This window comes from Caulobacter endophyticus (assembly GCF_029543245.1).
GTDB lineage: Bacteria > Pseudomonadota > Alphaproteobacteria > Caulobacterales > Caulobacteraceae > Caulobacter > Caulobacter endophyticus_A.
On the sequence record NZ_JARQWV010000010.1, the window covers coordinates 42,247 to 68,785 of the forward strand.

The window sequence follows — 26,539 nt, forward strand, 5'->3', positions numbered from 1 at the left end:
CCCTTGCGGGAGAGGGTGGCCTCCCGGAGGGAGGTCGGGTGAGGGGTCGAAAAGCCTATCCGCTGCGACCAGCGGATCACTTGGCGCGACGTCCGAGGTTTGAGAGACCCCTCATCCGTCGCCTACGGCGACACCTTCTCCCGCAAGGGGAGAAGGATCAGGTCAGGCCGCCACTTCGCCTTCCTCGTCTTCATCCTCGTCGTCGTAGTCTTCTTCGTCCGGCCCCAGGGCCAGGTCGCGGAGGAGTTCGATCTGGTCGGCGACGTCGGCGGTGATCTCGTCGTCGATCCCGGCGGCTTCGAGGGCGGCGGCCAGATGGCCGATGATCAGGTCGAGTTCGTCGTCCTCCAGCGCATTGGCGCCGAACCACACCTGGGCCAGCTCCAGATCGCCGCGCGCCTCGCCGGTCTCGGGATCGAGGGCGCCGGCCACCACGGCGCGGGCGCCGGGCGCGATCTCGCCGCCGAACAGGCCCGAAAGCCGCTCATCGCCCTGGGCGCGCTGGAAGAAGTCGTCGATCACCGACTGGGCGGCGGCCTCGCCGCCGATGCGTTCATAGGCGCTCATGCCGTCCTCGCGAGGATTGGGGAACGGCGAAAACGCTAACACGGGCCGCTCAATCGGTGCGTGAACCCTGGGCGATGGTTTCGTGACAGGACCCGAAACGAAAAACGCCCCGCTTCTCAGCGGGGCGTCTCGTCCTACTTCGCCTTGTCCATCAGGCCGGCGAAGCGCTCGAAGATATAGAGGCTGTCGGTCGGGCCGGGCGAGGCTTCCGGGTGGTGCTGGACGCTGAACACCGGCTTGTCCTTCAGGGCGATGCCGGCGTTGGTGCCGTCGAACAGCGAGACGTGGGTCTCCTGAACCGGCTCGGGCAGGCTTTCGCTGTCCACGGTGAAGCCGTGGTTCATCGAGACGATCTCGACCTTGCCCGTGGTCAGGTCCTTGACCGGGTGGTTGGCGCCGTGGTGGCCCTGTTCCATCTTCACGGTCTTGGCGCCCAGGGCCAGGGCCAGCATCTGGTGGCCCAGGCAGATGCCGAACACCGGCTTGCCGCTGGCGACCAGCTTCTGGATTTCCGGCACGGCGTACTCGCCGGTCGCGGCCGGGTCGCCCGGGCCGTTGGACAGCAGAACGCCGTCGGGATTGCGGGCCAGGATGTCCTCGGCCGAGGTGCTGGCCGGAACGACGGTGGCGCGGGCCCCCACGTGAGCCAGGGCGCGCAGGATGTTGCGCTTCACGCCGTAGTCGATGACGACCACTTCGTACTTGGGTTGTTCGAGCTTGGCGTAGCCCGCCGGCCACGACCACAGGCCCTCGTCCCAGGTGAAGGTCTGGGTGGTCGAGGCGTCCTTGGCGAGATCGAGGCCGACGACGCCCGACCAGTCGCGGGCCTTGGCCTTCAGGGCGTCGAGGTCGAACTTGCCGTCGGGCGCGTGGGCGATGACGCCGTGCGGCATGCCGGTCTCGCGGATCTTGCGGGTCAGGGCGCGGGTGTCGACGCCGGCCAGGCCGACGACGCCGCGGCGCTGCATCCAGCCGTCGAAATCGCTGTTGGCGCGCCAGTTGGCCGGATCGGTCGGGACGTCGCGGAAGATCGCGCCGCGAGCGGCCGTCTCGGCCACGCCCGTGACCTGTTCGACGTCTTCGCTGTTCGTGCCGACATTGCCGACGTGCGGGAAGGTGAAGGCCACGATCTGGGCCATGTAGGACGGGTCGGTCAGGATTTCCTGGTAGCCGGTCATGGCGGTGTTGAAGCACACCTCGCCGACCGCATCGCCGACCGCGCCGCAGCCCACGCCCTGCAGGACGGTGCCGTCGGCCAGAACCAGAACGCCGGTGACGCCGGGGAGAAGGTCTTGGGACATCTCGAGAAGCGCCTCCAGAACGCGTGGTTATTGTTGCAAAAAGGCGGGCCAGGGAGAACCCCGCCCGCCGCGCAAACGGCGGGGTGTTTAGGGGGCGCGGGCGGGGGGGTCAACCCCTCGGATCACGGCTTTTCGCCGCCCGCCCCACATTCCCGTGATCTCTCAACGCGCCCCCTCGCGCGGAGGGTCCTCAAGCCCTTATGGTGCGGGGCTTCAACGCATAAGAACACGGGAGGACGGCCCTTGCTCGAACTGCGCCCCAATTGCGAGTGCTGCGACCGCGACCTGCCGCCCCACAGTGGCGAGGCCCGTATCTGCACCTTCGAATGCACCTTCTGCGCCGACTGCGCGGAGACCCGATTCCACGGCGTCTGCCCCAATTGCGAGGGCGACCTGGTGGCGCGGCCGATCCGCCCCGACAGCAAGCTGCACCGCTTTCCCGCCTCGCTTCGGCGGGTCAACAAGGCCCACACGGCCTGCGCCAGGCCCCCGCCGCCCGGCAGCGGCCGGGACGGCTGGAGTGTGACCCTTTAGGCGCACCCTGGATCAATCGGTCGCACGCCTGCATCCGCCGGCGGTTCAGGCTCGTTAACTCGTCAGGCCCCACAAGCTTGGGCTTAAACGAGGAGATGGAATCATGACCGCCGCCGTCCACGATCGAGCCGCCCAAAAGCGCGCGCCGAAGATCGCCTGGACGCGACTTCCCGGTCAGAGCCTGGCCGGCCAGGCCATCGCCATGCTGCTCGCCGCGGGCGTGGTGATCAGCGGCGTGCTGTTCCTCGCGCTCAGCTTCTGAAGCCTTCTCCGAGACTTCCCCCAGAACCGTCTTTCCCCGCGAAGGCGGGGACCCAAGCTGACGGTCCGGGATGGAGCGCGGCCATTGGCCATCCATGGACTCGGCTTGGATCACCGCCTTCGCGGGGAAGCTCGGTTTCGTAAGATCTGAGATCCAACCTAAAGCACAGCATCCGATTGCCTTCGGCGTCGGGTCGTGCACCGTGCGAGCGCCCGCTAGAGAGGAGCGCTCCCGATGTGCGACGACGACATCCACCCCGGCCTGGTTCATGACCCCCGCGTCTCGCGCCGCACGTTCGGCCTGATGACCGCCGCGGCCGGGGGCCTGGCCGCCACGGCCGCCCGCGCCGACGACAAGGTCGTCGAGACCGACGTCGTCATCAAGACGCCCGACGGCGAGGCCGACGCGGCCCTGTTCAAGCCGGCCGGCAAGGGCAAGTGGCCAGCCGTGCTGATCTGGCCCGACGTTATGAGCCTGCGGCCGGTGTTCCGCGACATGGGCCGCCGCCTGGCCGCCGCCGGCTACGTGGTGCTGGTGCCCAACCTCTATTATCGCGCCAAGAAGGCCCCGGTGATCGATGGGACCTTCAACTTCGCCAACCCCGAAGACCGCGCCAAGATCACGCCCCTGCGCGCCACGGTCACGCCGGAAGGCACCGACCGCGACGCCCTGGCCTATGTGGCCTTCCTCGACGCGCAGAAGGAAACCGACAAGGGCCGCAAGATCGGCGTGCAGGGCTACTGCATGGGCGGACCGCTGTCGTTCCGCACCGCCGCCGCCGCGCCGGGCCGCATCGCCGCCGTCGCCAGCTTCCACGGCGGGGGCCTGGTCACCGACCAGCCGACCAGCCCGCACCTGCTGATCCCCAAGACCCACGCCGAGTACCTGATCGAAGTCGCCGACAACGACGACAAGAAGGAGCCCGACGCGAAGGACAAGCTGAAGGCGGCCTTCGCGGAGGCCAAGCGCCCGGCCAAGGTCGAGGTCTTCGCCGGCGCCGCCCACGGTTGGACGGTCAAGGGCAGCCAGGTCTACAACGAGGCCGCCGCCGAACAGGCCTGGACCAACCTTCTGGACCTCTACAAGCGCGCCCTGCGCTGATGTAGACGGAGGGCATGAGCCTCATCACCACGGTCGGCGTCGACGCCGACGACACCCTCTGGCACTGCGAAAGCCTGTTCCGCCTGACCCACAAGCGGTTCGTCGAGCTGCTGTCCGACTTCGGCGACGAGGAGCGGATCAACAGCCAGTTGGCCGTGGCCGAGAAGCGCAACCTGCGAGTCTATGGCTACGGGGCCAAGGGCTTCACCCTGTCGATGATCGAGACCGCGCTGGACCTGACGGACGGCGCGGTCTCCACCCGCGTGATCCGCGAGATCCTGGCCGTGGGCCGCGAGATGCTGACCGAGCCGGTCGAGCCCCTGCCGGGCGTCGAGCGGGCGCTGGCCGAGCTTTCCAAGCGCTACCGCCTGATCCTGATCACCAAGGGCGACCTCCTGCACCAGGAGCAGAAACTGGCCGCCTCGGGCCTGGGCGACCTGTTCGCCGCGGTCGAGATCGTTTCGGAGAAGGACGCGGGCACCTATCGCCGGGTGTTCGAGCGCTATGGCACCGGCGCCGAGCAGGGCTTGATGGCCGGCAACTCGATGCGCTCGGACATCCTGCCGGCCCTGGAGGCCGGCGCCTGGGGCGCGCTGATCCCCTACCCGCTGGTCTGGGCCCACGAGGCGGCCGAGGCGCCGCAGAACCATCCGCGCTATGTGGAACTGGCCTCGATCGGCGAGCTGCCGGCGTTCGTGGATCACGTTTCGAGGTCGTGACCTTCTCCCAACACCCAGCCCTCGCTATGGGAGAGGTTTCTTTTTCTTTCCCCAGCCCGCGATCGCATCGCGCGCGGGCTTCTCGAAATACATCAGCGACGCATAGCTGACCGGGATCAACACCAGGCCCCAGGCCAGGCACCACAGGCGCATGACGTCGCCGTCCAGGTGCAGCATCCCCAGACCCACCCAGTTCAGGGCGATCTTCAGCACGATCGGGTGGAGCATGTAGACCGAGTAGGACAGCTGTCCCCAGGGCGCCAGCCAGCGCACCACGGGGCCGGGCTTCACGGGGGCGTTGTCGGCCGCCACGCCCAGCAAGCCGACGGCGTAACAGACGAACAGCAGCACATCGCGATCCATCTGCACGGCGCAGCCGGCGATGAAGGCGACGCAGGAGGCGAAGAACCACCACTTCGCACCGGGCAGGCGGCCCAGCGGCCCGCGGATCTTGTAGGCGATCATGCCGACCAGGAAGCCGGGCGCGGCCCGGGCGATGCCGAAGTCGGCGGTCCACATGTGGAAGGGCTGCTGCGCGGGAATGGCGAACAGCGCCGCCAGAATCACCGCCGTGACCAGGGTCAGCCAGGCCGTTCCCCGCATGGCCAGCCACAGCAGCAGCGGCAGCAGCAGGTACATCGCCCACTCGGCGCTGATCGACCAGCTGACGAAGTTGAAGGTCTGGGCCCGGCAGATGCCGAAGGCCTGCAGGTTCAGGATATTGGGCACGACGCAGGCGGGGTCGTAGCGGCTGGGGTCGCGGTCGTTCACCAGGCCCATGACCCCGGCGACGGCGATGACGATGAAGACCCCCAGCGTCAACCAGTGCAGCGGCATCAGCCGCGCCACGCGCTTCTGCAGGAACCAGCGGAAATCCGACACGGTGCGGATCCTGCCCGTATAGACGGCGCTGATCACATAGCCGGAGATCACGAAGAACAGGTCGACGAGCAGGCTGAAGCTCTTGACCGTATCGTCCACCGCCTGCCAGCGGCCGTCGATATTGATGAACCGGTTGAAGTGGAAGACGACGATCAGCACCGCGCCCAGCGCCCGCAGGGCGTCCAGGTGCAGCATGTCGTCGGAATCGGTCTTGAGCGGCGGGAACTTCTTCACGCCGCAGTCGTGATCTCTGCCGTAACGACGGTCAAGCTCAGCCGGCGGGCAGCCTGCGGCGGATGGCGCCGACCAGGCTGTAGGCGTAGGCCGCCGTCACGCCGCAGAAATCGGCCACCAGGTCGCCCCACGACATGTCGCGACCGGTGAAGTGCTGCACGATCTCGATCAGCCCGCCGAAGGCCACGAGAACCAGGCCGATCCGCCACAGCCGGCTCTTGGGCAGGGCCAGGCAGCCCAGCACGGCCAGGACATAGAAGACGATGAAGTGCTTGGCCTTGTCCCACGGGATCAGGCCGACGCTGTCGTCGCCCGGCGTGATCGCCTTCCAGAACGCATAGGCGGCGGCCGCCACGAACACGGCGAAGGCCAGCCAGTTGATCTTGCGCTTGAAGCTGCGGGACATCTGGGCTCCTGGAGGACGCGAGCCCCTGCCCTAGCCGCTCACCTGGGGCGTGAAAATGGCGCGTGGGCGGTTCGCGGCCATTCTTGTCGCGCTCTGCACGGGAAGTGCACTGGCTCGGAGGCTTTCGCGCCGAGCCTTCCCCCAACTGCTTCCCTCGCCCTTGTGGCGAGGGCCCATGCCGGAAACCGCTCAAACCCGGGCCAACCTGTCGAGATCTGAGCAGGCTGACACATGGATCCTGGGCACAAGGCCCAGGAAAGCAAGGAATAAGCAGCGGACGGGGGCAAGCCCCATCCGCCGCCCGATCATCCTCAGAAAGTCAGCGCGCGGGCTTCCTTCACGTGCGGCAGGGCCTGGATCTTAGCCAGCAGTTCTTCGCTCGGAGCCTGGTCGACGCCGACCAGGGCGATGGCGTCTTCATCGGCCGAGACGCGGCCCAGGTTGAAGGTGGCGATGTTCACGCCCGCTTCGCCCAGCAGCATGCCCAGGGCGCCGATGAAGCCCGGCTTGTCGAGGTTGTTGATGTAGAGCATGGCCGGCGAGAAACCCGCGTCCAGCTCCATGCCCTTGACCTCGATGACGCGCGGGGCGCCGGCGATCACCGTGCCGGCGAAGGCGCGCTTGCCCTTCTCGGTGGTGATGGTCACGCGCAGCAGCGAGTCGTAGGTCGGGCTCTTTTCCTGGCGGCTTTCCGAGACGGTCACGCCGCGTTCCTTGGCCACGGCCGGAGCCGAAACCATGTTGATCTCGGCCAGCATCGGCTTAAGCACGCCGGCGAGCGCAGCCGAGGTCAGCGGCTTGACGTTGAGGTTGGAGACCTCGCCCTCGAAGGCGATGTCGATGGCCTTGATGCCGAAGTCGACCATCTGGCCGGCCAGGGCGCCGATCTTCTCGGCCAGGGCCACGAACGGCTTCAGCTTCGGGGCTTCCTCGGCGCTGACCGAGGGGCTGTTGAGGGCGTTGGTCACGGCGCCGGTCAGCAGGTAGTCGCTGACCTGCTCGGCCACCTGCAGGGCCACGTTCTCCTGGGCTTCCGAGGTCGAGGCGCCCAGGTGCGGGGTGGCCACCACCTTGTCCGAACCGAACAGCGGGTTTTCCTTGGCCGGTTCGGTAACGAACACGTCGAAGGCCGCGCCCGCCACGTGGCCTTCGTCCAGCAGCTTGCGCAGGGCGGCTTCGTCGACCAGGCCGCCGCGGGCGCAGTTGACGATCAGCACGCCCTTCTTGGTCTTGGCCAGGTTCTCGGCCGACAGGATGTTGCGGGTCTTGTCGGTCAGCGGGGTGTGCAGGGTGATGACGTCGGCGCGGGCCAGCAGCTCTTCCAGCTCGACCTTCTCGACGCCCATCTCGATGGCGCGTTCCGGCGACAGGAAGGGGTCGTAGGCCACGACCTTCATCTTCAGGCCGAGAGCCCGGTCGGCGACGATGCCGCCGATGTTGCCGGCGCCGATCAGGCCGAGCGTCTTGGCGTACAGCTCCACGCCCATGAAGCGGTTCTTCTCCCACTTGCCGGCTTGCGTGGAGGCGTCGGCGGCCGGGATCTGGCGGGCCAGGGCGAACATCATGGCGATGGCGTGCTCGGCCGTGGTGATCGAGTTGCCGAACGGGGTGTTCATCACCACGATGCCCTTGGCCGTGGCGGCCGGGATGTCGACATTGTCGACGCCGATGCCGGCGCGGGCGATGACCTGCAGCTTGTGGGCGGCGGCGATCACGTCCTTGTCGAGCTTGGCGCCCGAGCGGATGGCGATGCCGTCATAGTCGCCGATGACGGCGATCAGTTCGTCTTTCGACAGGCCGACCTTGATGTCGAAGTCGAGGCCGCGGTTCTTGAAGATGTCGACGGCGGCGGGGGAGAGCTTGTCGGCGATGAGGACGCGAGGAGCCATGATCAGGTGTTCCTTGTCGGCGGTCGGACCGCGCTTGTGTCTTTGTTTCGAAAGCCGCGCTCAGCGAAGCCAGCGCAGCATGTGCGGGAAGGGAGCGACCCCGCGCTCGGCCGCCTGTCGCGGCTCGAGAGCAAGGCCGTAGACCTGGAGCAGGGGCACGCCGATGGCGCCGCCCGACGTGAAGGTCTCGACCAGCCACCCGGCGTCGCCCTTGTAGCCTTCCGGATGGAAGACCACGCCGGGGTCGAGCTCCAGGTGGGTGAGCGCGGCCCAGGACCACGCCAGGGCAGCCATCTCCTCGCCGTCGGAGGGTTCGAGCCGTTCGGCCTTGCGGCCTTGCGGTTCGGTGACGGCGATGTGGCCGGCCTCGTGCAGGATGTCGCCGGGGTGGGCGAGCCGCTGCTCGTCGATCACCAGTCCCCCGAAGCGGATGTCCACTCCGGGAAGAAAGGTGTCGTCGGGCAGCTCGCCCGCCGTGACGTCGATGCCGATGCCGATGACGAAGTCGGCCAGGCGCTGCGTCAGGGGATCGGCGAACACCGGCTTCAGGCCGCCTGGAGCGTGGCCGCCTTGGTTTCGGCGAAGGCCCAGTCGAGCCACGGCGTCAGGGCCTCGAGGTCCGAGGCCTCCACCGTCGCCCCGCACCAGATGCGCAGGCCGGCCGGAGCGTCGCGATAGCCGCCGATGTCGAGGGCCGCGCCCTCCTTCTCGAGCAGGCTGGCCAGCTTCTTGGCGAAGTCGGCCTGGGCGTCGGCGGGCAGGGCGGCGATCTGGGCGTCCACCACCTTCAGGCACACCGAGGTGTTGGAGCGGATTTCCGGGCTGGCGGCCAGGAAGTCGACCCAGTCGGTCTTCTCCACCCAGTCGGCCAGCACCTTGAGGTTCTGGTCGGCGCGGCCTTGCATGGCTTCCAGGCCGCCGATCGAGGCGCCCCACTGCAGGGCGTCGAGCGCGTCTTCCACGCACAGCATCGACGGGGTGTTGATCGTCGCGCCCTCGAACAGGTCGAGCGTGACCTTGGCCCCCCCGTCCTTATTTGGCTTGGTCATGCGGAACAGCTTGGGCATCGGCCAGGCCGGGACGTAGCTTTCCAGGCGGGCCACGGCGCGCGGCGACAGGATCAGGATCCCGTGCGCGCCCTCACCGCCCAGCGCCTTCTGCCAGGAGAAGGTCACGACATCGAGCTTGGTCCAGTCCAGGTCCTGGGCGAAGGCGGCGCTGGTGGCGTCGCAGATGGTGATGCCTTCACGGTCGGCCGAGATGAAGTCGGCGTTGGGCACGCGCACGCCCGAGGTCGTGCCATTCCAGGTGAAGACCAGATCCTTGGCCGGATCGACCTTGGCGGTGTCGGGCAGCTCGCCGTACGGGGCGCTCAGCACCTCGACGTCCGGCAGCTTCAGTTGCTTGGTGACGTCCGTGACCCAGTCCTTGCCGAAGGACTCGAAGGCCATCAGTTGCACGGGGCGGGCGCCCAGCATCGACCACATCGCCATCTCGACGGCGCCGGTGTCCGAACCGGGGACGATGCCGATCAGGAACTCGGCGGGCACTTCCAGCACTTGCCGCGTCTGGTCGATGGCGGCCTTCAGGCGCGCCTTGCCCAGCTTGGAGCGGTGCGAACGGCCGAGGACCGCGTTCCTCAGATTTTCGGGGGACCAGCCGGGGCGCTTGGCGCAGGGGCCGGAAGAGAACTCGGGGCGAGCCGGACGGATTGCCGGCTTGGCGAGGGTAGTCATAGCGATGTCTCCCATCCTTACAGATGGACTGCGCCCCGTTGGGGGGGCGTGGCCCGCCGGCGAGAAACCGCGTTTCAGCCCGGAAGGCAAGACCGAAATTTTGAAAATTTATTCCACGCCCCGCGACCGATCGTCCGGCGAGGGCAATTATTTTGCGGTTCGGGCCCGTTTGCGCATGACCGCCATCGTCCCGAACAGGATGCAGAGCAAAACCCCGATCGTGTTGACGTTGTTGACCGCCTTGTAGAGCGTGTCGTGCGGCCGCTCGACCACCAGGTAGAAGGCGTGAAGGCTGAACTGCACGGCCTGCAGGATCATCGCCACGCCGATCCACGGGCTGACGAAGCGCATGGCCAGGAACAAGAAGGCCGCCGCCAGCGCCGCCTCGTCGGCCAGCAGGGCCACGGGCTGGGCGCTGTCGGGCAGCAGGCGATGGATCAGGAAGGCCACCAGCGCGCTCGCCACCACCGCCGCGCCGCCCAGGCGCTCGGCCTGGCCGCCCTTCACCCACGCGAAGAGCACCAGCGCCAGGATGGCGGTCCAGATCAACGGCGCGATGAGAAAGACGAACATGCAAAAGGCCCCTAACTCACATTAGGGGCCCTGCTAAGTTAAAGTCTTGCAACCTGCGCTTTAGGCGACGCCGCGAAGCGAGCCGAGGGTCTTGATATCTTCCTCGGTCTTTTCTTCGACGCCGACCAGCTTGGTGCGAATACCCACGCGGAGCTTCACTTCGCTGAGCTCGTTGTGCATGTCGACCATGGCGCTGCGGGCTTCTCCCAGCGCGGCCAGGGCCTCGACCAGCTTGGCGCTGGCCTTGTCACCGACGACCGCCGACAGACCCAGATCCTTACGGGCCTTCAGCAGATCCGCCATCAGTTCGGCGGCTTGCACCATCGCGCCATCGACGGCGTTTTCAGTCGCCCAAAGCTTGTTGGCGACTCGTTGAGCTACAAAAACTTTTTCCACACCCGACTCCTCCAGAGAACCGAGTGAATAGGTAAACGAATCATTAACGTCGCCGCAATCGAAAATGCGCCCTAGCGTTGTTTTGTCGCGACTGCACCTGGGGCTGGAAGCGAGTCGTTAGGAACCTTGCGGCAAAATGGCCATGTTTGACCTGCGGAAGGGCCATGGACGACACGCGCCGAAATTCGGAAGCCGCTGCTCACGCGCCTTTGCAGGCGCGAATCGCCGGCGTGGCGCTGGGCACCACGGTTGCGGCGCTGACCGCCGCCTGCCTGTGCTTCATGCTCCAGCAATGGAGCGTCGCGCGGCAGGAAGCCCGCGAGAACCACCGCGTCCTGGCCGAGATGGTGGCCGCCGGCGCCGCCCCGGCCCTGGCCGACCATAACTCCGCCGGCGCCAGCCGCGCCCTCGACGCCGTCATCCGCGCCCCGCACGTGGCCGGCGCCCGCCTCACCGACATTTCCGGCCAGACCGTCGCCCGCATCGGCGTCGACAACGAGGCCAATGTCGAAACCCTTACCCGTCCGGTCGTGCTGCAGGGCCGCAAGGTCGGCGAGTTGCTCCTGGTGGCCCGCCAGCCCAGCCTGGTCGAAATCCTGGCCCGCGACCTGGCCTTGACCGGCGCCCTGTTCTTCGGGGCCGCGGGGCTGGCGATCCTGCTGGCCAACAGCCTGGCCCGGCGGATGACCCGCCCGATGCAGCGCCTGTCGGACGCCATGCACGACATGGCCCAGGGCGGCCGCTACAGCCCCGTCCAGCAGGCCAGCGACGACGACGTCTTCCACAGCCTGACCGACAGCTTCAACCACCTGGTCTCGCGCCTGGAGGCCAACGACCACGACCTGCGCTCGGCCATGGGCGAGCTGGTCAAGGCCCGCGACGACGCCAACGCCGCCAACGTGCTGAAGTCGCACTTCCTGGCCAATATGAGCCACGAGATCCGCACGCCGCTGAACGGCGTGCTGGCCATGACCGAAGTGATGGCCATGGACGACCTGTCGCCCAAGCAGCGCGAGCGCCTGTCGGTGATCCGCGAATCCGGCGGCCTCTTGCTGGCCGTGCTCAACGACGTGCTCGACCTGTCGAAGATCGAGGCCGGCCGCCTGGAGCTGGTCGAGCGCGACTTCGACCTTTCCACCCTGGCGGCCTCGCTGCGCGAGACCTTCGTCGGCCAGGCCCGCGAAAAGGGCCTGGAGTTCGGCGTCATGGTCGCTCCCGAAGCCCTGGGCGGCTGGCGCGGCGACGCCGACCGCCTTCGCCAGATCCTCAACAACCTGGTCTCCAACGCCCTGAAGTTCACGCTCGAGGGCGCAGTCTCGGTGCGCTTCGCCTCGGCCGAGGATGGCTCGGGCCTGCGCATCGACGTCACCGACACCGGCATCGGCATCGCCGCCGACATCGTGCCGCGCCTGTTCGACAAGTTCGTCCAGGCCGACAGCTCGACCACCCGCCGCTTCGGCGGCTCTGGCCTGGGCCTGTCGATCTGCCGCGAGCTGGCCGCCGTCATGGGCGGGGGCATCCACGTGCAGAGCCGCGAGGGCCAGGGCTCGACCTTCACCGTCGTCGTGGCGATGCCGCGCGGCCAGGGCGAGGCCGCGGCCGCGCCGCCGGTCGCCGCCGAGCCTGTCGACGACAGCGCCCCGCGCCGCCTGCGCGTGCTGGCCGCCGACGACAACCAGACCAACCAGAAGGTCATCGCCGCCGTGCTGGCGCCCATCGGGGCCGAGGTGGCGCTGGTCGCCGACGGCGCCGCCTGCATCGAGGCCTGGCGCAACGGCGGCCACGACGTGATCCTGATGGACATCCACATGCCGGTGATGGACGGCGTCGAGGCCGCCCGCACGATCCGCGCTCTGGAAAAGGCCGAGGGCCGCCCGCGCACCCCGATCGTGGCGGTCACCGCCAACGCTCTGGTCCATCAGGTCGAGGGCTATCTGGCGGCCGGCATGGACGGCCACGTGGCCAAGCCGATCGAGGTCACCAAGCTCTACACCGCCATCGAGGACGCCGTGGCTTCGGCCGCCCGCCTCAGCGCGGCCGAGGCGGCCTGACCGCTCGCGCCGCGATCGTGACAACGACTTCAGGTAGATGAACCGAACATAACGACAGGCTCAGAACCGCTTCAGGCGGGACGTGGTTTCTTCTCATCAACGCCGCCGCCATCGACGGCGAACAAGTTGAAAGGAACCGAACCGATGAAGAAGATCATTCTCCCGATCGTTGCGGTCTCGGCCCTGGCGGCCGCCACCGTCCCCGCCGCGGCCATGGCCCAGCCCGTCAACCAGCGCCAGGCGCAACTGGAGCAGCGGATCGACCGCGGCGTGCGCACCGGCGACCTGACCCGCCACGAAGCCCGCCGCCTGCACGGCGAGCTGCGCGAAGTGGCCCGTCTCGAGTACCGCTACCGCGCCGGCGGCCTGAACGGCTGGGAACGCGCCGACCTCGACCGTCGCCTGGATCGCATCGGCGCCCAGATCCGCTACGAGCGTAACGACCGCGACTACGGCCACGGCTACGGCCGCGGCGCTCCCAACCGCTGGTAACGTCTACGCTCAGGCCGGCTCCACCCGGAGCCGGCTCTCCACCACAGTGAGGCCGCGGCCGCGCAGGATCACGCGCGTGCCGCGGCTTTCGCATGAAAGGTCCCCGCCCCGGCCGGGATAGGCCTGGTGGAACTCCAGCGCTTCCTTGCCCAGCTTGTCGCCGTACAGCGGCATCAGGATGCAGTGAGCCGACCCCGTGGTCGGATCCTCGGGGATCCCGGCCGCCGGCGCGAAGAAGCGGCTGACCACCGCATAGGGTCGCCCTTCGTCGGCCAGCGCCACGGCGATGACTTGGCCCTTGCCGTCGGTCGCGCCGCTTTCGACGCGATTGAGGGCGGCGAAATCGGGCTCCAGTCTCCGAACGACCGCCTCGTCCTCCAGCACGGCCACCAGATAGGCCCCGGCCCAGGCCTCGACCACCGGCGCGCCCAGGGCCTCGGCCAGACCCGCCGGAATATCGACCCGGCGCGGCGGATTAGCCGGAAAGTCCATCTCCAGCCGCTCGCCGTCACGCCGCACCCGCAGTTCGCCCGACAGGGTGTCGAAGGCCAGCACCTCCACATCGACGCCCAGCTCGGCGAACAGGGCGTGGGCCGAGGCCAGGGTGGCGTGGCCGCACAGCGGCGCCTCCCGGGCCGGGGTGAACCAGCGCAGGCCGAAACGCGCCGGATCGGCGGTCTTCAGCAGGAAGGCCGTCTCGGCCTGGTTGTTCTCGGCCGCCAGGGCCTGCATCCAGGCGTCGCTCGGCCAGACGTCGAACGGCTCGACCACGCAGGCCGGATTGCCCTTGAAGGGCGCGGACGCGAAGGCGTCGATGGTCCATTGGCGCATGGGAGCTCCTTCAGGTCAGGCGGCGCTGGCGGCCGGCAGATGGGGCGTGATCGCGGCCAGGGCGCGGGCGACGTAAACGTCCTTTTCCCCCACCGGCGCGACGTAGTGGATGGCCGCCTGCGCCTGTTCCAGGCCCGCGAGGCGCGCGATGGTCCAGGCGGCCAGATACTGCGAGGCCAGACACCCGCCGGCGGTAGCGACATTGCCGTGGGCGACGAACGGCGCGTCCAGCACCTTCACGCCCGCCTCGACGACCCACGGCCTGGTCGTCAGGTCGGTGCAGGCCGGCAGGTCGCCGATCAGGCCGAGCCTGGCCAGCAGCAGGGTTCCCGAGCATTGCGCGCCGATCAGCTGGCGCGACGGATCGAGCACAATGCGCGACAGCAGGTCTTCGTCGGCGGCGATCTGGCGGGTCTTCGAGCCGCTGCCGATCAGTACGGCGTCGGCCTCGGCGGCGAACTCCAGCGGCTGCTGGCGCTGCACGGTCACGCCGTTCAGCGAGGTCACTTCCGGCGTCGGCGACGTGATATAGGCCGCCCAGCCGTGGGCCTTCATGCGATTGAGGATCGCCGAGGCGATGAACGAGTCGAGCTCGTTGAAGCCGTCGAACGTCAGGACCGCGATCCGCACAGGGGCCTCCCTTCAGGGCGAGACCACAGCGGTAGCGGGCAATGATTCATGAAGCAAAAGGAGTATTGCCACAGTGACAATACTCCTCCAGCGGGTCCCTCAGGCGCTCTCGGCCACCTTCGGCAGGCCGGCGCGGTAGACGAAATCCCGCAGCGTCGCCTGGCCGCTCCCCGCCGCGTAGATCCCGATCTTCAGGCTGATGAAGCCGCCGAACACGTTGTGATGCAGGCCCGAGACCTCCATCCGCGTGCCGTGACGCGTCCAGGTCGCCCCGTCGTCGTAGGAGTACCAGTAGGTGACGACGTGCTCGTCGTTGCGAATCTTCAGGCGCACCTTGCGGCGCTCGTGCGGGATGCGCGCCCAGGCCAGCTCCTCCGAATACTGGAAGGTCTTGAGCGCGATCGGCGAAAAGCCCAGGCCCACGAAGGCCTTGTGATTGTAGAACAGCAGGATCCCCGCCTCGGCCTCGCCGGTCAGTTCCAGCGAGATCTCGGCCTCGTACGAGCGGTCGCCGACGATGCAGGTCAGCGGCGAACTGTCGATCGGCGAGCCTCCCCTGCCCTTCAGGGTCAGCGCCTTGCCGACGTAGGCCAAGCGGGACGCTTCGTCCGGCTTCGGCTCATGGAAGGCCCACTGCACGCCCATGCGGTCGGCCGAGAAGTCGTCGCTCAACGACAGGCCCGAGGGCCCGGCCTTGCCGCCGCGCGGCTTGCGGAGCGGCTTGGAGAGATCCCCGCCCAGCGGCCGGAACCAGCCGTCGGCGGTCCACTCGATCGGCTCCAGCAGGGTCTGGCGGCCTAGCGTCCAGTAGCCGTTCTCATAGCCGTGATAGACCATCCACCAGTCGTCGCCGGGGCCTTCGACCAGACTGGCGTGGCCGCGCGACCACCACGGCTCGTCCTTGCTTCGGGTGCGCACCAGCGGATTGTGCGGACAGTGCTCCCAGGGCCCGTGCACCGAGCGCGAGCGGGCGGCGATGACCATGTGGCCGGTCACCGGACCCGCCGTGCCGCCCACGGCCGTGATCAGGTAGAACCAGCCATTGTGGCGCAGCAGCTTGGGGCCTTCGGGCGCGAAGTTCTCGACGATCCAGTCGTCGGGATAGCGCCAGGGGTCGTAGGCCTTTTCCAGCTGGCCGTCGGTGGCCAGGCCGTCGTCGGTCAGGCGGATCTTGCGCACGCCGTTGACGAACAGATAGCGCTTGCCGTCCTCGCCGACGACGTGGCCCGGATCGATGCAGCCGCTGATCTTCAGATCGACCGGATCGCTCCACGGCCCCTCGATGCTGTCGGCCCAGATGGCGAAGATCGACCACCCCTGCCCCGTTGGGTCGGCCGGGATGTAGATGAAGTAGCGGCCCTCGTGCTTGACGAGGTCGACCGCCCAGATCGTGCCCAGCGGCTTTTTCAGCGCCGGACCGACCGGGGTCCAGTTCACCAGATCCGTCGACTTCCAGATCACCAGCCCCGGATAGGCCAGGAACGACGAGAAGGTCATGTAATAGACCTCGCCGTCCTTGAGGATCGTCGGATCGGGGTGATCGCCGCTGATGATCGGGTTCAGATAGGTCCCGTCGCCCAGATCGGCGACGCGGCGGCCGTCGGGACCCTTGCCCCAGCTCGCCTGGGCCTTCTCAAGCGGATTGGCCTGGGCCGCCAACGCCGGCGCGGCGGCGGCGCCCGCCAGAAGGCCTTTGAACAGGGTGCGGCGCGGCAGGGCCATGGGTCGCTCACAAAAATGATAGCGCTATCAATTCCCGTAGAGCGCTGTGCGCCGGACGTCCAGAGCGCACGGTCCGAAGGGACGAAACCTTGTCCTTCGACAAGCTCAGGATGAGGTTTCTACTGATCCGCCGAGCCAACCTTGAGGATCACGCCGCTCACCCCTCGACGGTGATCTCCGGCCAGCGGGCCTTGGCCGAGCCGGTGGTGCGCGCCCAGCCGCCCGCGCCCTTGACCCGTAGCGGGTTGGGCCGCAGGCGCATGGCGAAGAGGTCGTCCAAGCCGAACGGCGCCCAGACTCGCAAGGCGTCGTCCGCCTCCAGCCGCACGCCGACGCAGAAGGCCGTGGCCACGAACCGCTCCAGGGCCTCGGCGCTGGAACGCAGGGCCGGATAGGGTTCGTCGGCGCCGAACTTCTTCTCGAACCACAGATGCACCCGGGCCTGGTTGCGCACCTCGACCAGCTCGCGCAGTGGCGGCTCGAAGGCGGCGGCCACGTGCTGGATCACCACGTCCTCGGCTTCGTACGAGGTGTCGCTGTCGTCGTGATAGGCGACGTCGTAGTCCTTGATGCCGTAGTCCAGCGGCCGGCCCGTCAGGCTGTTGAACACCGGCTGATAGACGGCGCCGGAGAAGATCATCCAGTCGGGCAGGTCGAGATCGCGGACGGTGCGCAGCACCTGCATCGTCGTCGGCGTGGCGCGGACGATCTCGATCAGGCGAGCTTCGAGGTCGCTCATCAGCGCACCGGCCAGGCGTGGTCGAGCGGGCCGTGGCCCTTGCCCAGGCCCGGGGCGCGCAGCATGGCCTCGTGGACGTAGTTCCAGGCCCGGGCGACGGCGTCGGTCAGCGGCAGGCCTTGCGACAGCCCCGTGGCGATCGCCGAGGCCAGGGTGCAGCCGGTGCCGTGGGTGTGGCGGGTGTCGATCCGCTCGCCCTCGAAGCTGGTTTCGCCCTCCGGAGTGATCAGCAGGTCGACGACCCGCTCGATTCCTTTTTCGCTCTTGTTGGCAACATGGCCGCCCTTCATCAGCACGGCCTTGGCGCCCAGGGCCAGCAGCGCCTCGCCGGCGCGGCGCTGGTCGTCGATGGTCTCGACCGAAAGCCCGGTCAGGGCGCTGGCCTCGGGCGCGTTGGGGGTCAGCAGGGCAGCGCCCGGGATCATCAGCGACTTGACCGCATCGATCGCCTGCTCGGCCAGCAGCGACGCGCCGCCCTTGGCGATCATCACCGGATCGACCACGGCCGGAACCTGCGGCGCGCTGGCCAGCACCCGGGCCACGGTCTCGACCACGCCCACGTCGCCCAGCATGCCGGTCTTGAAAGCGTCGGCGCCGATGTCGTCGAGCACGGCGCGGGCCTGGGCCTCGATCACCTCGAGCGGGATCGGATGCACGCCGGTGACGCCCAGGGTGTTCTGCACGGTGACGGCGGTGATGGCCGTTGCCGCATAGCCGCCGAGCGCGGTGATGGTCTTGATGTCGGCCTGGATGCCCGCGCCGCCGCCGGAATCGGATCCGGCCAGGACGAGCACGCGGCCCAGGAACGAAGGCGAGTCGGAGGAAGGCGCTTGGGTCACGCGCCTCTCCTACCCCGCTTTTGAACGCGGTTGAACCGGTGTCAGGCCGCGCCGAAGGCGGCGGTCAGGCGGTCGAACTGGGCCTGGACGGGGCGCGGGGCCTCGTCGACGGCGGCGGCCTCGACATACATGCGCTGGTCCAGGTGGCGGACGCGCTCGTACAGGCGCTCGGAGCGTTGCAGCAGGCTGACGAGGCCGAAGGGCAGATCCTCGACGGCGGCCTGCTGCTCGCCGGCCTCCAGCGCCAGGCGGTAGTTCTCGGCGCAGGCGGCCTCGGGAGCCATCTCGCCTTCCTTCACCGCGCGCTGCACCAGCAGCCACGAGGCCACCTGCATCAGGCGGGTGGTCAGGCGCATGCTCTCGCTCGCATAGGCCAGGGCGGCGTTACGCGAGAGGATCTTGCTGTCGTGACGGCCGGCCCCGTCGAGATAGGCCGCGGTCTCCTCGACCAGCAGCATGCCCTCGTCGAAGGTGCGGTCGAACAATTCCGAGCGGGCGAAGTCCTGGATGACTCCCGCCCGCCAGGGGGCCGTGGACGCGTTCGGATCGGTCATGTCTACTCAATGCCCCAAAGGCCGCGAGGACGTCTCGCTTGTGGGGGTGAACTGCAACCCCCGTGCCAAGTCTTAACGTCCCGTTTCGCGACCGCCCGAATCGGTGCGACCGGCAGGCGCACGATCAGCGTCCACTGCTAGCGTAAACCTTTCGTTAGTCTAGGCGACCAAACAGCGCATCGGCCGCCGCGCGTCCCGCTTTCTTCTTGCTGAGTTGGGCCTTGGTGCGGGCGATCTCGGCTTCCAGGGCCTCGATCCGCTCTTCCAGTTCGCGCACGCCGTAGATCTCGAGATCCTCGTGCGTGGCCGTGTTCAGCGCGTCGCCGCGAAACGCGCGCGGCTCGACCGGCTCTTCGATCATGGATGACCTCCCTTTCCGACCGGACATGAGACGCCTACCTAGGGCCCAAAGCAAGCGCGACGGAGCGACAGGCCGATGTCCCAGACCATGACCGCGATCGAGATCGAGGGCGGAAAAGGGGCGGCCGACGCCCTGCGCCCGGTAGAGGTCGAACGCCCCACGCCGGGCCCCGGCGAGATCCTGATCCGCGTGCATGCGGCCGGCGTCAATCGCCCCGACCTCTTGCAGCGCCTGGGTTTCTACCCCCCGCCGCCGGGCGCGCCGACCACGCTGGGGCTCGAGGTCGCCGGCGAGGTCGAGGTCGCCGCGGGGCGCTGGAAGGTCGGCGACAAGGTCTGCGCCCTGCTGGGCGGCGGCGGTTACGCGCAGTACGCCGTGGTCGACGCCCGCCAGGCCCTGCCGATCCCCGAAGGCTTCGATTTCGTCCAGGCCGCGGCCCTGCCCGAGACCGTCTTCACCGTCTTCGCCAACGTGTTCGAACATGGCGCGCTGAAGCCTGGCGAGACCATTTTGATTCATGGTGGCACGTCCGGTATCGGGACAACGGCGATCGCCATGGCCAAGGCGGCCGGCGCGACCGTCATCGCCACCGGCCGCGGCGCCGACAAGAAGGCCAAGGCGCTGGAACTGGGCGCGGATCTCGCCGTCGACGCCAAGACCGAGGACTTCGCGCAGATCGCCAAGGCGGCCGGCGGGGTCGACGTGGTGCTCGACATGGTCGGCGCCGCCTATTTCGACAAGAACCTCGACGCCCTGAAGACCGGCGGCCGCATCGTCTACATCGCCGCCCTGGCCGGCGGGACGCTGGAGGTGCCGGTGATGAAGGTGATGCAGAAGCGGGCGGTGATCACCGGCTCGACCCTGCGCCCCCGCCCAGCCGACGAGAAGGCCCGCCTGGCCGGCGAAGTCGAGCGCACGGTGTGGCCGTGGATCGCGGCCGGCAAGCTGACGCCGATCGTCGACGCCACCTTCCCGCTGGCCGACGCCGCCAAGGCCCACGCCCACCTGGAAGCCGGCGAACACGTGGGCAAGGTGGTGCTCACCGCCTAAGACTTTCCATCATCCAAGAGGTGTGAGCTCGCGCCTCAAGATGCTCCCCCTGAAGGGGGAGCTGTCGCGGAGCGACTGAGGGGGAAGTTATTGCGGCGGGTCAGAAGCCGCTTCCCCCTCCGGCCCTTCGGGCCACCTCCCCCTTCGGGGGGAGGATCCCGAGACCGACGACAGATGATCGATCCCCGTTCCCTTTCGCGCGGAACCGCATTATAGCTCGGTGTTGAACAACCCCGCCCGGCCGAAAGGTCGGGCGCCGTCATTTCTGGAGGACCGCATGTCCGAGATCCTGATGCCCAAGGCGACCGCCGTCTGGCTCGTGGACAACACCTCGCTGAGCTTCGAGCAGATCGCCGACTTCTGCGGCCTGCACCCGCTGGAAGTCCGCGGCATCGCCGACGGCGAAGTGGCGCGCGACATCCGCGGCGCCGACCCCATCGGCAACGGCCAGCTGACCCGCGAAGAACTGGACAAGGCCCAGGGCAACCCGAACTACCGCATGAAGGCCCAGGTCAGCCGTCACGCCGAGCTGCTGAAGCCGGCCAAGAAGGCCCCGCGCTACACCCCGGTGTCGCGTCGCCAGGACCGTCCGGACGCCATCGCCTGGTTCATCCGCCACCACCCGGAAGTGACCGACGCCCAGATCTCCAAGATCCTCGGCACGACCAAGGCCACCATCGAGCAGGTGCGCAACCGCACCCACTGGAACGCGGCCAACATCAAGCCGGTCGACCCGGTGACCCTGGGCCTCGTCGGCCAGCTGGAACTCGACGCCCTCGTAAAGAAGGCCGCCGAGAAGAAGGCCAAGGACGACGCCAAGAAGGGCATCGTCGCCGAAGACCCGACCCTGCGTCCGGCGACTGAGACCGCCTACCTCACCGAGGAAGAGCAGGAAGAACGCGACATCCGCGCCTCGCGCGCCGAGCCGAAGGCCGAAGACGTGTTCGGCTCGTTCTCGGGCAATGTCGACGACGAGGAAGACGAGGACTGATCCTCGTCCGAACCGGACAGCAAAAAGGCCCATCCGACGCTCGGATGGGCCTTTTCTATGCCTTTCGGCCGGAGCGTGGCTCGGCACGCTCCAAATGTTCTGTGGGCGAGCCTGCTAATCTGTTTCCCGCGGAAACAGGCAGGCCCTAGTGGAGCCGGGCTCGAAGTCCCTCTATCTCCTCCTTGAGCCTGAGCTTCTGCCGCTTGAGCTCTCGGAGCCTGGTGGCGTCGCTACCCGGACGGTTGGTCTCCTCCTGGATCGTGCGGTCGAGGTTCTCGTGACGGGACCCCAGCTCGCGGATACGGGATTCGATGGCCATCGGTTCGGCCTCCTTTTGGGCTGTTGACCGAGGGAGTGAACACCCGCTGGCCCGGACTGTCAGATCACATATGATTGCAACCAGCAGCGCTTGACGCGGCGCCGCTTAATCCCGTGACGGACGAAAATTCACCATGACGGACGCCGCAGCCCCCACCTTAAAGCCCCGCCTGGTCGTCGGAATTTCCGGCGCCTCGGGGGCGCTGTACGGCCTGCGGACCCTGGCCGCCTGCCGCGATCTGGGGGTCGAAAGCCACCTCGTCATGAGCAAGTCGGCGGCCCTGACCCTGACCCAGGAAACCGGCCTTGCGGTCGGCGACGTCGCGGCCATGGCCGACGTCGTGCACCGCGTGGGCGACGTCGGCGCCTCGATCGCCTCGGGCTCCTTCCGCACCCTGGGCATGATCGTCGCCCCCTGCTCGGTGCGGACCATGAGCGAGATCGCCACCGGCGTGACCTCGTCCCTGCTGACCCGCGCCGCCGACGTGGTGCTGAAGGAACGCCGGCCGCTGGTGCTGATGGTGCGTGAAAGCCCGCTGCACCTGGGCCACCTGCGCACCCTGACCCAGCTGGCCGAGATGGGCGCCGTGATCGCCCCGCCGGTTCCCGCGTTCTATGCCAAGCCCGCCTCGATCGAGGAGATGGTCGACCAGTCGGTTGGCCGTGCACTCGACCTCTTCGGCCTGACCTGGGGCCCGGTGAAGCGCTGGGGCGAGGACCTTCCGACCGTCAATCAAGCGGACGAAAATTAACGGCTATGCGGTTCTGGGACTGGGCGCTTTCCGTCTATGCGCGACAGCCTGTCGCAGTCGCGTGCCTGCACCTGCAGGACGTCCACGGCCAGAACGTGCCGTTCCTGCTGTGGGCCGCCTGGGCGGCGCTGGAGGGCCGCCCCGTCGACCTGCCGCGCGCGGCGGAGCTGGTCTGCGCCTGGGACGCCGAGGTCGGCGCGCCCCTGCGCGGGGTGCGCCGGGCGCTGAAGCCCTCGCGCCCCCACATCGACGACACCGCCCGGGAGACCTTCCGCGAGCAGGTCAAGGCCGCCGAGCTGGCCGGCGAGAAGCTGCTGATGGAAAGCCTGGAGGCGACCTGCGGCCCGGTCGACGCCACGCGCGACGTCTATGGCGCCCTGCTGGCGGCGGCGCGGGCCACCGGCGCCCCGGCCCACGAGGCGGCTCTGGCGAGACTTGCCGACGCCCTCGCCTGAAGGTCCCCCTGAAGGTCCCAGAGAGGCCTTTACCGACCGTCAGGCTTTGCTATCTATCACCGCCTTCGGACAGGGGCCCACGGGAGGAACGTCCATGAACGACGACGATCCTTCGGAAGACACCGTCATCGCGGTGGAGCGCCGCCTGGCGACCCTGCGCGAAGAGCATCAGGACCTGTCGGACGCCGTTTCGGCCCTGGAGGAACGCCCCCAGCCCGACATGCTGCAGATCGCCCGCCTCAAGCGCCGCAAGCTCGCTTTGAAGGACGAGATCGTGCGCCTGGAAGACCAGGTGACGCCGGACATTATTGCTTGAACAAAATGCTCTCCCTGAAGGGGGAGCTGTCGCGAAGCGACTGAGGGGGAAGGGGCTGCTGACGAGCAGCCACCTCAATCTCATTAGAAACTTCCCCCCCTCCGGCCCTCCGGGCCACCTCCCCCTTCAGGGGGAAGATCTTGTCTTCTCCCCTACTCCAGATCCCCCGGCCCGAACGCCTCGGGCAGCAGGCTCCAGAACGGCGTGCGCACCGTGGCCGCGCCGCCCTGCACCGAGACGATCTCGCAGGTCTTGGCGGCGAACTCGCCGATGCGCTGGCGACAGGCGCCGCAGGGCTGGACCACGGCGTCGGAGCCGGCGGCGATGTAGACGCGCTCGATCCTGCGACCGCCGGCGGTGATCATCGCCCCGATGGCGGTCTGCTCGGCGCAGGTGCCCGACGGATAGGCCGCGTTCTCGACGTTGACGCCGAAGTGCACGCCGCCCTGGTCGTCGACCACGGCGCTGGCGACGGTGAAGTTGGAATAGCGGGCGTAGGACCGCGCCAGATAGGCCGGCAGCCGCGCGGCGATGGCGGCTTCGTCGGAGCCGGAAAAGTCGGAAGAAAGTCGTGCGGCGCTCATGCCATCCCTCGGATCCCGGCAGGATCGCGCCGGGAACCGAGGCAATCAGTCGCGGCGCGGTTATGCAAGCGCAAACCGCACCTCCTGGTTCAGCTTTCGCCCGGCGCCAGGGCGACGATCGACAGGGCGTGCACCGGGCCGGCCATCTCCTCGCGCAGGGCCTGGAAGATCAGCCGCTGGCGGGCCACGCGGGGCTTGCCGGCAAAGGCCTGGGCCTCGATCGTCAGGTTGAAGTGGCTCTCGCCGCCCTCGCGATGACCCGAATGGCCGCTATGGCGGTCGCTGTCGTCCACCAGCTCCAGCCTGGTGGGCGAAAAAGCGGCGGTGAGCTTGGCTTCGATGGCGTCTGCGACGGCGCCCATGGTGATCTCCGGCATGTCAATCCTTGAACGGAAATAGCCTGCGCTTACTCTAAGCGCCATGAGCCGCGCGTTCGAGTATCGCCCCAAGTTCTTCGACATCCGAGTCCGCCCGCCCAAGCCGGGCGAGGAGGAGGGTCCGCGCGCGGACGACGTCTACAAGCTCAAGCCCGGCCAGAAGCGCTGCGACCACGCCGACTGCCTGCGCCCGGCCGAGGCCAAGGCGCCCAAGAGCCGCGACCTGCCTGGCCAGTACTACAACTTCTGCCAGCAGCACGCGGCCGAGTACAACAAGAACTGGAACTTCTACGCCGGCATGAACGAGGGTCAGATTCGCGCCGAGCAGGAACGCGAGAAAATGACCGGCGGCCGGCCAACCTGGAGCATGAAGGCCGATGCCGGCTCGCGCGAGGCCGCCGCCGCCGCCGCCCGCGACGCCCGCAACATGGCCGACCCCTTCGGCCTGTTCCGCGCCCAGCAGCGCCGGGCGGAATCGGCCGGCACGGGCCGGGCCCTGGGCAAGCTGGAACGCCAGGCCCTGGCCGACATGGATCTGGACGCCGACGCCGACGCCCAGGCCATCCGCACGCGCTACAAGGAACTGCTCAAGCGCTGCCACCCCGACATGAACGGCGGCGACCGCAGCGCCGAGCACAAGCTCCAGCGCGTGATCAAGGCCTACAAGACCCTGCAGAAGTCGGGCCTGGCCAAGTAGGCGGACCCTGAAACGCAAAACCCCCGCCCAAAGGCGGGGGTCGAAGGCCGCTGCCCCGGAGGGCTTATCGTCCTCAGCGGATGCGGATGCGGATCGGCACGTCGATGAACGAGCCGGCGCGGCTCTTGCCGTCCGGGCCCAGCAGGTCGACCTGGATCTGGGAAGCCATCTGCAAGGCCGCGTCGCCGACGCCCAGGTCACGAGGGCTTTCGGCCTGAACGCTGCAATCGGCCAGGCCGCCGTTCGACTTCACCATGCAGCTGAGCAGGGCGACAGCTTCGCGCGGTTGCGCCACCTGGACCACGCGGGCCTGCGGCTCGGCCTGCAGGGCCGGAGCGGCGGTGGTGACGGCGGCGGCGAGAACGAACGAAGCGATCACTGTATCTTCCCTATGCTCTTGTCGGATGGCCCGTCAGGGCTCCGCGTTTCATTTCGGGTCAGGCGGCGTTCGCCTGCTTGATCCGTTGCAACCCCTGGGCCGCCATGTCGGTCAGCGACCGCAGGCCAAGCTCGGCGAAGACGTCGAAAGCCACGGCCAGGGCGGTGGCGGCGCGGTCCAGGCGACCGTCGTCGCGGCCGGTGATCTCGACCCGGGCCTCATAGAGGCGGGCCAGGTTCATCTGGGCCACGGCCCAGCCGGCCGGGTCGCGCGCGCCCGGCTGTTCGGCCAGTTCGGCCTTGAAGGCCATCTCGGCGGCGTCGAGCACGGCCAGATCGGCGGTCAGCTCCGCGCAGCGCGCCAGGCTGAGGGCGCGGTTGTTGGCAACGGCGGCGCGCAGGGTCAGCGCCGGCTGCACCTTCACGATGTGGGTGGCGCGATCGAAGCAGGTGACCGCCTGCTCGAAGCAGCGCTCGGAGGTGGTCGCCTCGCCCATCACCTGCAGGGCCTCGCCCAGCGAAGCCTGGGCGCGGGCCCAGTCCAGCGGGCTGTGACCAGGGTCCAGAGGCTCCAGCGCCTGGGTGGCGGCCTCGACGGCGTCGGCGATCAGCGACAGCTCGCCGTCATAGTCGCCCAGCCGGGCCAGGGCCTCGGCGCGCAGCAGCTCCAGGCGCGACCATGTCAGGGGCTCGAAATCGGGATCCAGGGCGGCGACGGCTGTGCGGACCTCGGACAGGGCGACCTCGACCAGGGCGCGGTCCTTCAGGCGCACGGCGCAGGCCAGCAGAAGATCGATGCGGGCGGCGCGCAGGTCGGCCAGTTGCAGGCGACCGCCGCCGGCCTTTGCTCCGCGCCCGCCGCCCATCAGGGCCAGAGGCGCCTCGAAAGCCTGGGCCGCGGCCAGGGCGCGGTCGATGTCGTTCTCGGAAAGGGCCATGCGGCCGTCGACGGCGGCCAGCAGGCTGGCGGCCAGGCCCGAATGCGGACCGTTGGTGGCCTTGGCCAGGGAAAGCGTGGCGCCGGCTGCGGCGTGCAGCCCCTCGTCGCCGAACAGTTCGGCCCCCAGCATGGCCAGCACCGACTGTTCGCAGCGGGCGGCGCAGACCAGATCAGGCTTGCGTTCGGCGTCGGCCAGCTTGGCGGCGGCTTCGGCCTGGGCCGCGCCCTTGCGCAGGGCGGCGGCGTCACCGGTGCGCCGGGCCACCTCACGCCAGACCACGGCGGCTTCCAGCAGGCGGACCGCGCGGTCCTTGCAGCCGATGCGGCCGGCGGCCACGTCGGCGGCGCGCGCTTCATTGGTCAGCAGCCGCAGGTCCATCAGCTCCAGCAGCGCGGTGTCGCCGCCGGTCAGGCCCTCGCGGTGAGCGGCGGCATGGGACACCCGTCCCTGGCCCTCGACGCCCAGCAGCCGCTTCAGATCGCGCCCCACGAATTCGAACATCGCTCGCGTACTCCGCATCCGGATCGTCCCACCCCGGCACGGCCGGGATGGATTTGACGCAAGATCAGCAAAACCGGAGCCAACGCTCTTAACAAGGGGTTAACCGGTATGAATCGGCGATTAACCACGAATATTCAGATCACATTAACTTTGATCGCCGCCCGGCCGCTCACGCGGCCGATTTTGACCCATTTTGGCACGCTTTTTGCTTCATGCACCGCCGCCAGCGGATCGTGCGATCGCACAATTTATAACGGCGTTCACTGATATGAAAATGACGTTAACTATAAGATTTAGGACCTTGTTTACATTTTGTTCAGGGTGATTACCGGCCGGAGTGGCGGATCGGTGCGTGAAACG

The 26,539-nt window shown here is 68.3% G+C and carries 33 protein-coding genes; 12 read left to right on the forward strand and 21 right to left on the reverse strand.

Annotated elements, in window-relative coordinates; all coding sequences use genetic code 11:
- Window positions 1–162: 162 nt before the first annotated feature.
- Entirely contained in the window at window positions 163–567 is a 405-nt protein-coding gene (locus P7A99_RS11145; RefSeq protein WP_277793942.1) for a hypothetical protein, read from the reverse strand.
- Window positions 568–701: 134 nt separating this feature from the next.
- Window positions 702–1,868: a glutamine-hydrolyzing carbamoyl-phosphate synthase small subunit gene (gene carA, locus P7A99_RS11150; protein WP_277793943.1), complete on the reverse strand. Its 1,167-nt coding sequence runs from the start codon at window positions 1,866–1,868 to the stop codon at window positions 702–704.
- Between the two features lie 243 nt (window positions 1,869–2,111).
- Between carA and P7A99_RS11155 the strand changes: the two genes are divergently transcribed.
- From P7A99_RS11155 to P7A99_RS11170, 4 genes are all read left to right on the forward strand, one after another.
- The gene (locus P7A99_RS11155; protein ID WP_277793944.1) at window positions 2,112–2,402 is read left to right on the forward strand and encodes a DUF1272 domain-containing protein; all 291 of its coding nucleotides are present in this window, start codon (window positions 2,112–2,114) and stop codon (window positions 2,400–2,402) included.
- A gap of 103 nt (window positions 2,403–2,505) precedes the next feature.
- A complete protein-coding gene (locus P7A99_RS11160; RefSeq protein ID WP_277793945.1) occupies window positions 2,506–2,664 on the forward strand; it encodes a hypothetical protein in 159 nt (52 codons plus the stop codon).
- A gap of 234 nt (window positions 2,665–2,898) precedes the next feature.
- Entirely contained in the window at window positions 2,899–3,765 is an 867-nt protein-coding gene (locus P7A99_RS11165) for a dienelactone hydrolase family protein (RefSeq protein ID WP_277793946.1), read from the forward strand.
- Window positions 3,766–3,779: 14 nt separating this feature from the next.
- Window positions 3,780–4,484: an HAD family hydrolase gene (locus P7A99_RS11170; protein ID WP_277793947.1), complete on the forward strand. Its 705-nt coding sequence runs from the start codon at window positions 3,780–3,782 to the stop codon at window positions 4,482–4,484.
- 24 nt (window positions 4,485–4,508) lie between these two features.
- On the opposite strand, the gene P7A99_RS11175 is transcribed toward P7A99_RS11170, so the two are convergent.
- The 7 genes from P7A99_RS11175 to P7A99_RS11205 form a co-directional block, all read right to left on the reverse strand.
- Window positions 4,509–5,600: an acyltransferase family protein gene (locus tag P7A99_RS11175; RefSeq protein ID WP_277793948.1), complete on the reverse strand. Its 1,092-nt coding sequence runs from the start codon at window positions 5,598–5,600 to the stop codon at window positions 4,509–4,511.
- Window positions 5,601–5,637: 37 nt separating this feature from the next.
- The gene (locus P7A99_RS11180) at window positions 5,638–6,006 is read right to left on the reverse strand and encodes a VanZ family protein (RefSeq protein ID WP_277793949.1); all 369 of its coding nucleotides are present in this window, start codon (window positions 6,004–6,006) and stop codon (window positions 5,638–5,640) included.
- A 311-nt stretch (window positions 6,007–6,317) separates the two neighbouring features.
- Window positions 6,318–7,898, reverse strand: a complete 1,581-nt coding sequence (gene serA / locus P7A99_RS11185) for a phosphoglycerate dehydrogenase (protein WP_277794067.1) — start codon at window positions 7,896–7,898, stop codon at window positions 6,318–6,320.
- Window positions 7,899–7,955: 57 nt separating this feature from the next.
- Window positions 7,956–8,435: a hypothetical protein gene (locus tag P7A99_RS11190; RefSeq protein WP_277793950.1), complete on the reverse strand. Its 480-nt coding sequence runs from the start codon at window positions 8,433–8,435 to the stop codon at window positions 7,956–7,958.
- Between the two features lie 5 nt (window positions 8,436–8,440).
- Window positions 8,441–9,631, reverse strand: coding sequence for a phosphoserine transaminase (locus tag P7A99_RS11195; protein WP_277793951.1), 1,191 nt, complete (start codon window positions 9,629–9,631; stop codon window positions 8,441–8,443).
- Between the two features lie 147 nt (window positions 9,632–9,778).
- Complete coding sequence (locus P7A99_RS11200) at window positions 9,779–10,204, reverse strand: hypothetical protein (protein WP_277793952.1); 426 nt, start codon at window positions 10,202–10,204, stop codon at window positions 9,779–9,781.
- A 60-nt stretch (window positions 10,205–10,264) separates the two neighbouring features.
- Window positions 10,265–10,528 carry a hypothetical protein gene (locus P7A99_RS11205; RefSeq protein ID WP_431307659.1) on the reverse strand — a complete coding sequence of 88 codons (264 nt, stop codon included), beginning with the start codon at window positions 10,526–10,528 and terminating at the stop codon, window positions 10,265–10,267.
- Window positions 10,529–10,764: 236 nt separating this feature from the next.
- On the opposite strand from P7A99_RS11205, the gene P7A99_RS11210 reads away from it, so the two are divergent.
- Together P7A99_RS11210 and P7A99_RS11215 are read left to right on the forward strand one after the other, a co-directional pair.
- Window positions 10,765–12,651: an ATP-binding protein gene (locus tag P7A99_RS11210; protein ID WP_277793954.1), complete on the forward strand. Its 1,887-nt coding sequence runs from the start codon at window positions 10,765–10,767 to the stop codon at window positions 12,649–12,651.
- A 144-nt stretch (window positions 12,652–12,795) separates the two neighbouring features.
- Window positions 12,796–13,143 (forward strand): hypothetical protein, encoded by a 348-nt coding sequence (locus tag P7A99_RS11215; protein WP_277793955.1) that lies wholly within the window; start codon window positions 12,796–12,798, stop codon window positions 13,141–13,143.
- A 9-nt stretch (window positions 13,144–13,152) separates the two neighbouring features.
- On the opposite strand, the gene P7A99_RS11220 is transcribed toward P7A99_RS11215, so the two are convergent.
- From P7A99_RS11220 to P7A99_RS11250, 7 genes are all read right to left on the reverse strand, one after another.
- A complete protein-coding gene (locus tag P7A99_RS11220; RefSeq protein WP_277793956.1) occupies window positions 13,153–13,974 on the reverse strand; it encodes a PhzF family phenazine biosynthesis protein in 822 nt (273 codons plus the stop codon).
- 15 nt (window positions 13,975–13,989) lie between these two features.
- The gene (locus P7A99_RS11225) at window positions 13,990–14,604 is read right to left on the reverse strand and encodes a DJ-1/PfpI family protein (protein WP_277793957.1); all 615 of its coding nucleotides are present in this window, start codon (window positions 14,602–14,604) and stop codon (window positions 13,990–13,992) included.
- A gap of 99 nt (window positions 14,605–14,703) precedes the next feature.
- Window positions 14,704–16,326 carry a family 43 glycosylhydrolase gene (locus P7A99_RS11230; protein ID WP_277793958.1) on the reverse strand — a complete coding sequence of 541 codons (1,623 nt, stop codon included), beginning with the start codon at window positions 16,324–16,326 and terminating at the stop codon, window positions 14,704–14,706.
- A 157-nt stretch (window positions 16,327–16,483) separates the two neighbouring features.
- The gene (locus P7A99_RS11235) at window positions 16,484–17,068 is read right to left on the reverse strand and encodes a nucleotidyltransferase family protein (protein ID WP_277794068.1); all 585 of its coding nucleotides are present in this window, start codon (window positions 17,066–17,068) and stop codon (window positions 16,484–16,486) included.
- Window positions 17,065–17,904 carry a bifunctional hydroxymethylpyrimidine kinase/phosphomethylpyrimidine kinase gene (thiD, locus tag P7A99_RS11240; protein WP_431307660.1) on the reverse strand — a complete coding sequence of 280 codons (840 nt, stop codon included), beginning with the start codon at window positions 17,902–17,904 and terminating at the stop codon, window positions 17,065–17,067. Before thiD ends, P7A99_RS11235 begins: the two co-directional genes overlap by 4 nt.
- A 41-nt stretch (window positions 17,905–17,945) precedes the next feature.
- Window positions 17,946–18,458 (reverse strand): DUF1465 family protein, encoded by a 513-nt coding sequence (locus P7A99_RS11245; protein ID WP_058350123.1) that lies wholly within the window; start codon window positions 18,456–18,458, stop codon window positions 17,946–17,948.
- A 154-nt stretch (window positions 18,459–18,612) separates the two neighbouring features.
- Entirely contained in the window at window positions 18,613–18,819 is a 207-nt protein-coding gene (locus P7A99_RS11250; protein ID WP_101712357.1) for a DUF1192 domain-containing protein, read from the reverse strand.
- A 75-nt stretch (window positions 18,820–18,894) separates the two neighbouring features.
- On the opposite strand from P7A99_RS11250, the gene P7A99_RS11255 reads away from it, so the two are divergent.
- Together P7A99_RS11255 and P7A99_RS11260 are read left to right on the forward strand one after the other, a co-directional pair.
- Window positions 18,895–19,869, forward strand: a complete 975-nt coding sequence (locus P7A99_RS11255; RefSeq protein ID WP_277793959.1) for an NAD(P)H-quinone oxidoreductase — start codon at window positions 18,895–18,897, stop codon at window positions 19,867–19,869.
- Between the two features lie 277 nt (window positions 19,870–20,146).
- On the forward strand, window positions 20,147–20,860 hold the full coding sequence (locus P7A99_RS11260) for a DUF1013 domain-containing protein (RefSeq protein ID WP_277793960.1): 714 nt from the start codon (window positions 20,147–20,149) through the stop codon (window positions 20,858–20,860).
- 145 nt (window positions 20,861–21,005) lie between these two features.
- Here the strand turns inward: P7A99_RS11260 and P7A99_RS11265 are convergent, their stop codons facing one another.
- Window positions 21,006–21,179 (reverse strand): YdcH family protein, encoded by a 174-nt coding sequence (locus tag P7A99_RS11265; RefSeq protein ID WP_058346543.1) that lies wholly within the window; start codon window positions 21,177–21,179, stop codon window positions 21,006–21,008.
- Between the two features lie 133 nt (window positions 21,180–21,312).
- Between P7A99_RS11265 and P7A99_RS11270 the strand changes: the two genes are divergently transcribed.
- The 3 genes from P7A99_RS11270 to P7A99_RS11280 all read left to right on the forward strand — a co-directional run bounded on the left by P7A99_RS11270 (window position 21,313) and on the right by P7A99_RS11280 (window position 22,701).
- Complete coding sequence (locus P7A99_RS11270) at window positions 21,313–21,930, forward strand: UbiX family flavin prenyltransferase (protein WP_277793961.1); 618 nt, start codon at window positions 21,313–21,315, stop codon at window positions 21,928–21,930.
- 5 nt (window positions 21,931–21,935) lie between these two features.
- Complete coding sequence (locus P7A99_RS11275; RefSeq protein WP_277793962.1) at window positions 21,936–22,385, forward strand: TIGR02444 family protein; 450 nt, start codon at window positions 21,936–21,938, stop codon at window positions 22,383–22,385.
- 94 nt (window positions 22,386–22,479) lie between these two features.
- Window positions 22,480–22,701 (forward strand): YdcH family protein, encoded by a 222-nt coding sequence (locus P7A99_RS11280; RefSeq protein WP_058346540.1) that lies wholly within the window; start codon window positions 22,480–22,482, stop codon window positions 22,699–22,701.
- 152 nt (window positions 22,702–22,853) lie between these two features.
- On the opposite strand, the gene cdd is transcribed toward P7A99_RS11280, so the two are convergent.
- Both cdd and P7A99_RS11290 read right to left on the reverse strand, forming a co-directional pair.
- Entirely contained in the window at window positions 22,854–23,285 is a 432-nt protein-coding gene (gene cdd / locus P7A99_RS11285; protein WP_277793963.1) for a cytidine deaminase, read from the reverse strand.
- Between the two features lie 89 nt (window positions 23,286–23,374).
- Entirely contained in the window at window positions 23,375–23,647 is a 273-nt protein-coding gene (locus tag P7A99_RS11290; RefSeq protein ID WP_165257973.1) for a BolA family protein, read from the reverse strand.
- A gap of 58 nt (window positions 23,648–23,705) precedes the next feature.
- On the opposite strand from P7A99_RS11290, the gene P7A99_RS11295 reads away from it, so the two are divergent.
- Window positions 23,706–24,359, forward strand: a complete 654-nt coding sequence (locus P7A99_RS11295) for a J domain-containing protein (protein WP_277793964.1) — start codon at window positions 23,706–23,708, stop codon at window positions 24,357–24,359.
- A gap of 73 nt (window positions 24,360–24,432) precedes the next feature.
- On the opposite strand, the gene P7A99_RS11300 is transcribed toward P7A99_RS11295, so the two are convergent.
- Together P7A99_RS11300 and P7A99_RS11305 are read right to left on the reverse strand one after the other, a co-directional pair.
- Window positions 24,433–24,738 (reverse strand): hypothetical protein, encoded by a 306-nt coding sequence (locus P7A99_RS11300; protein WP_277793965.1) that lies wholly within the window; start codon window positions 24,736–24,738, stop codon window positions 24,433–24,435.
- Window positions 24,739–24,796: 58 nt separating this feature from the next.
- Entirely contained in the window at window positions 24,797–26,179 is a 1,383-nt protein-coding gene (locus P7A99_RS11305; protein ID WP_277793966.1) for a hypothetical protein, read from the reverse strand.
- Window positions 26,180–26,539: the final 360 nt, after the last annotated feature.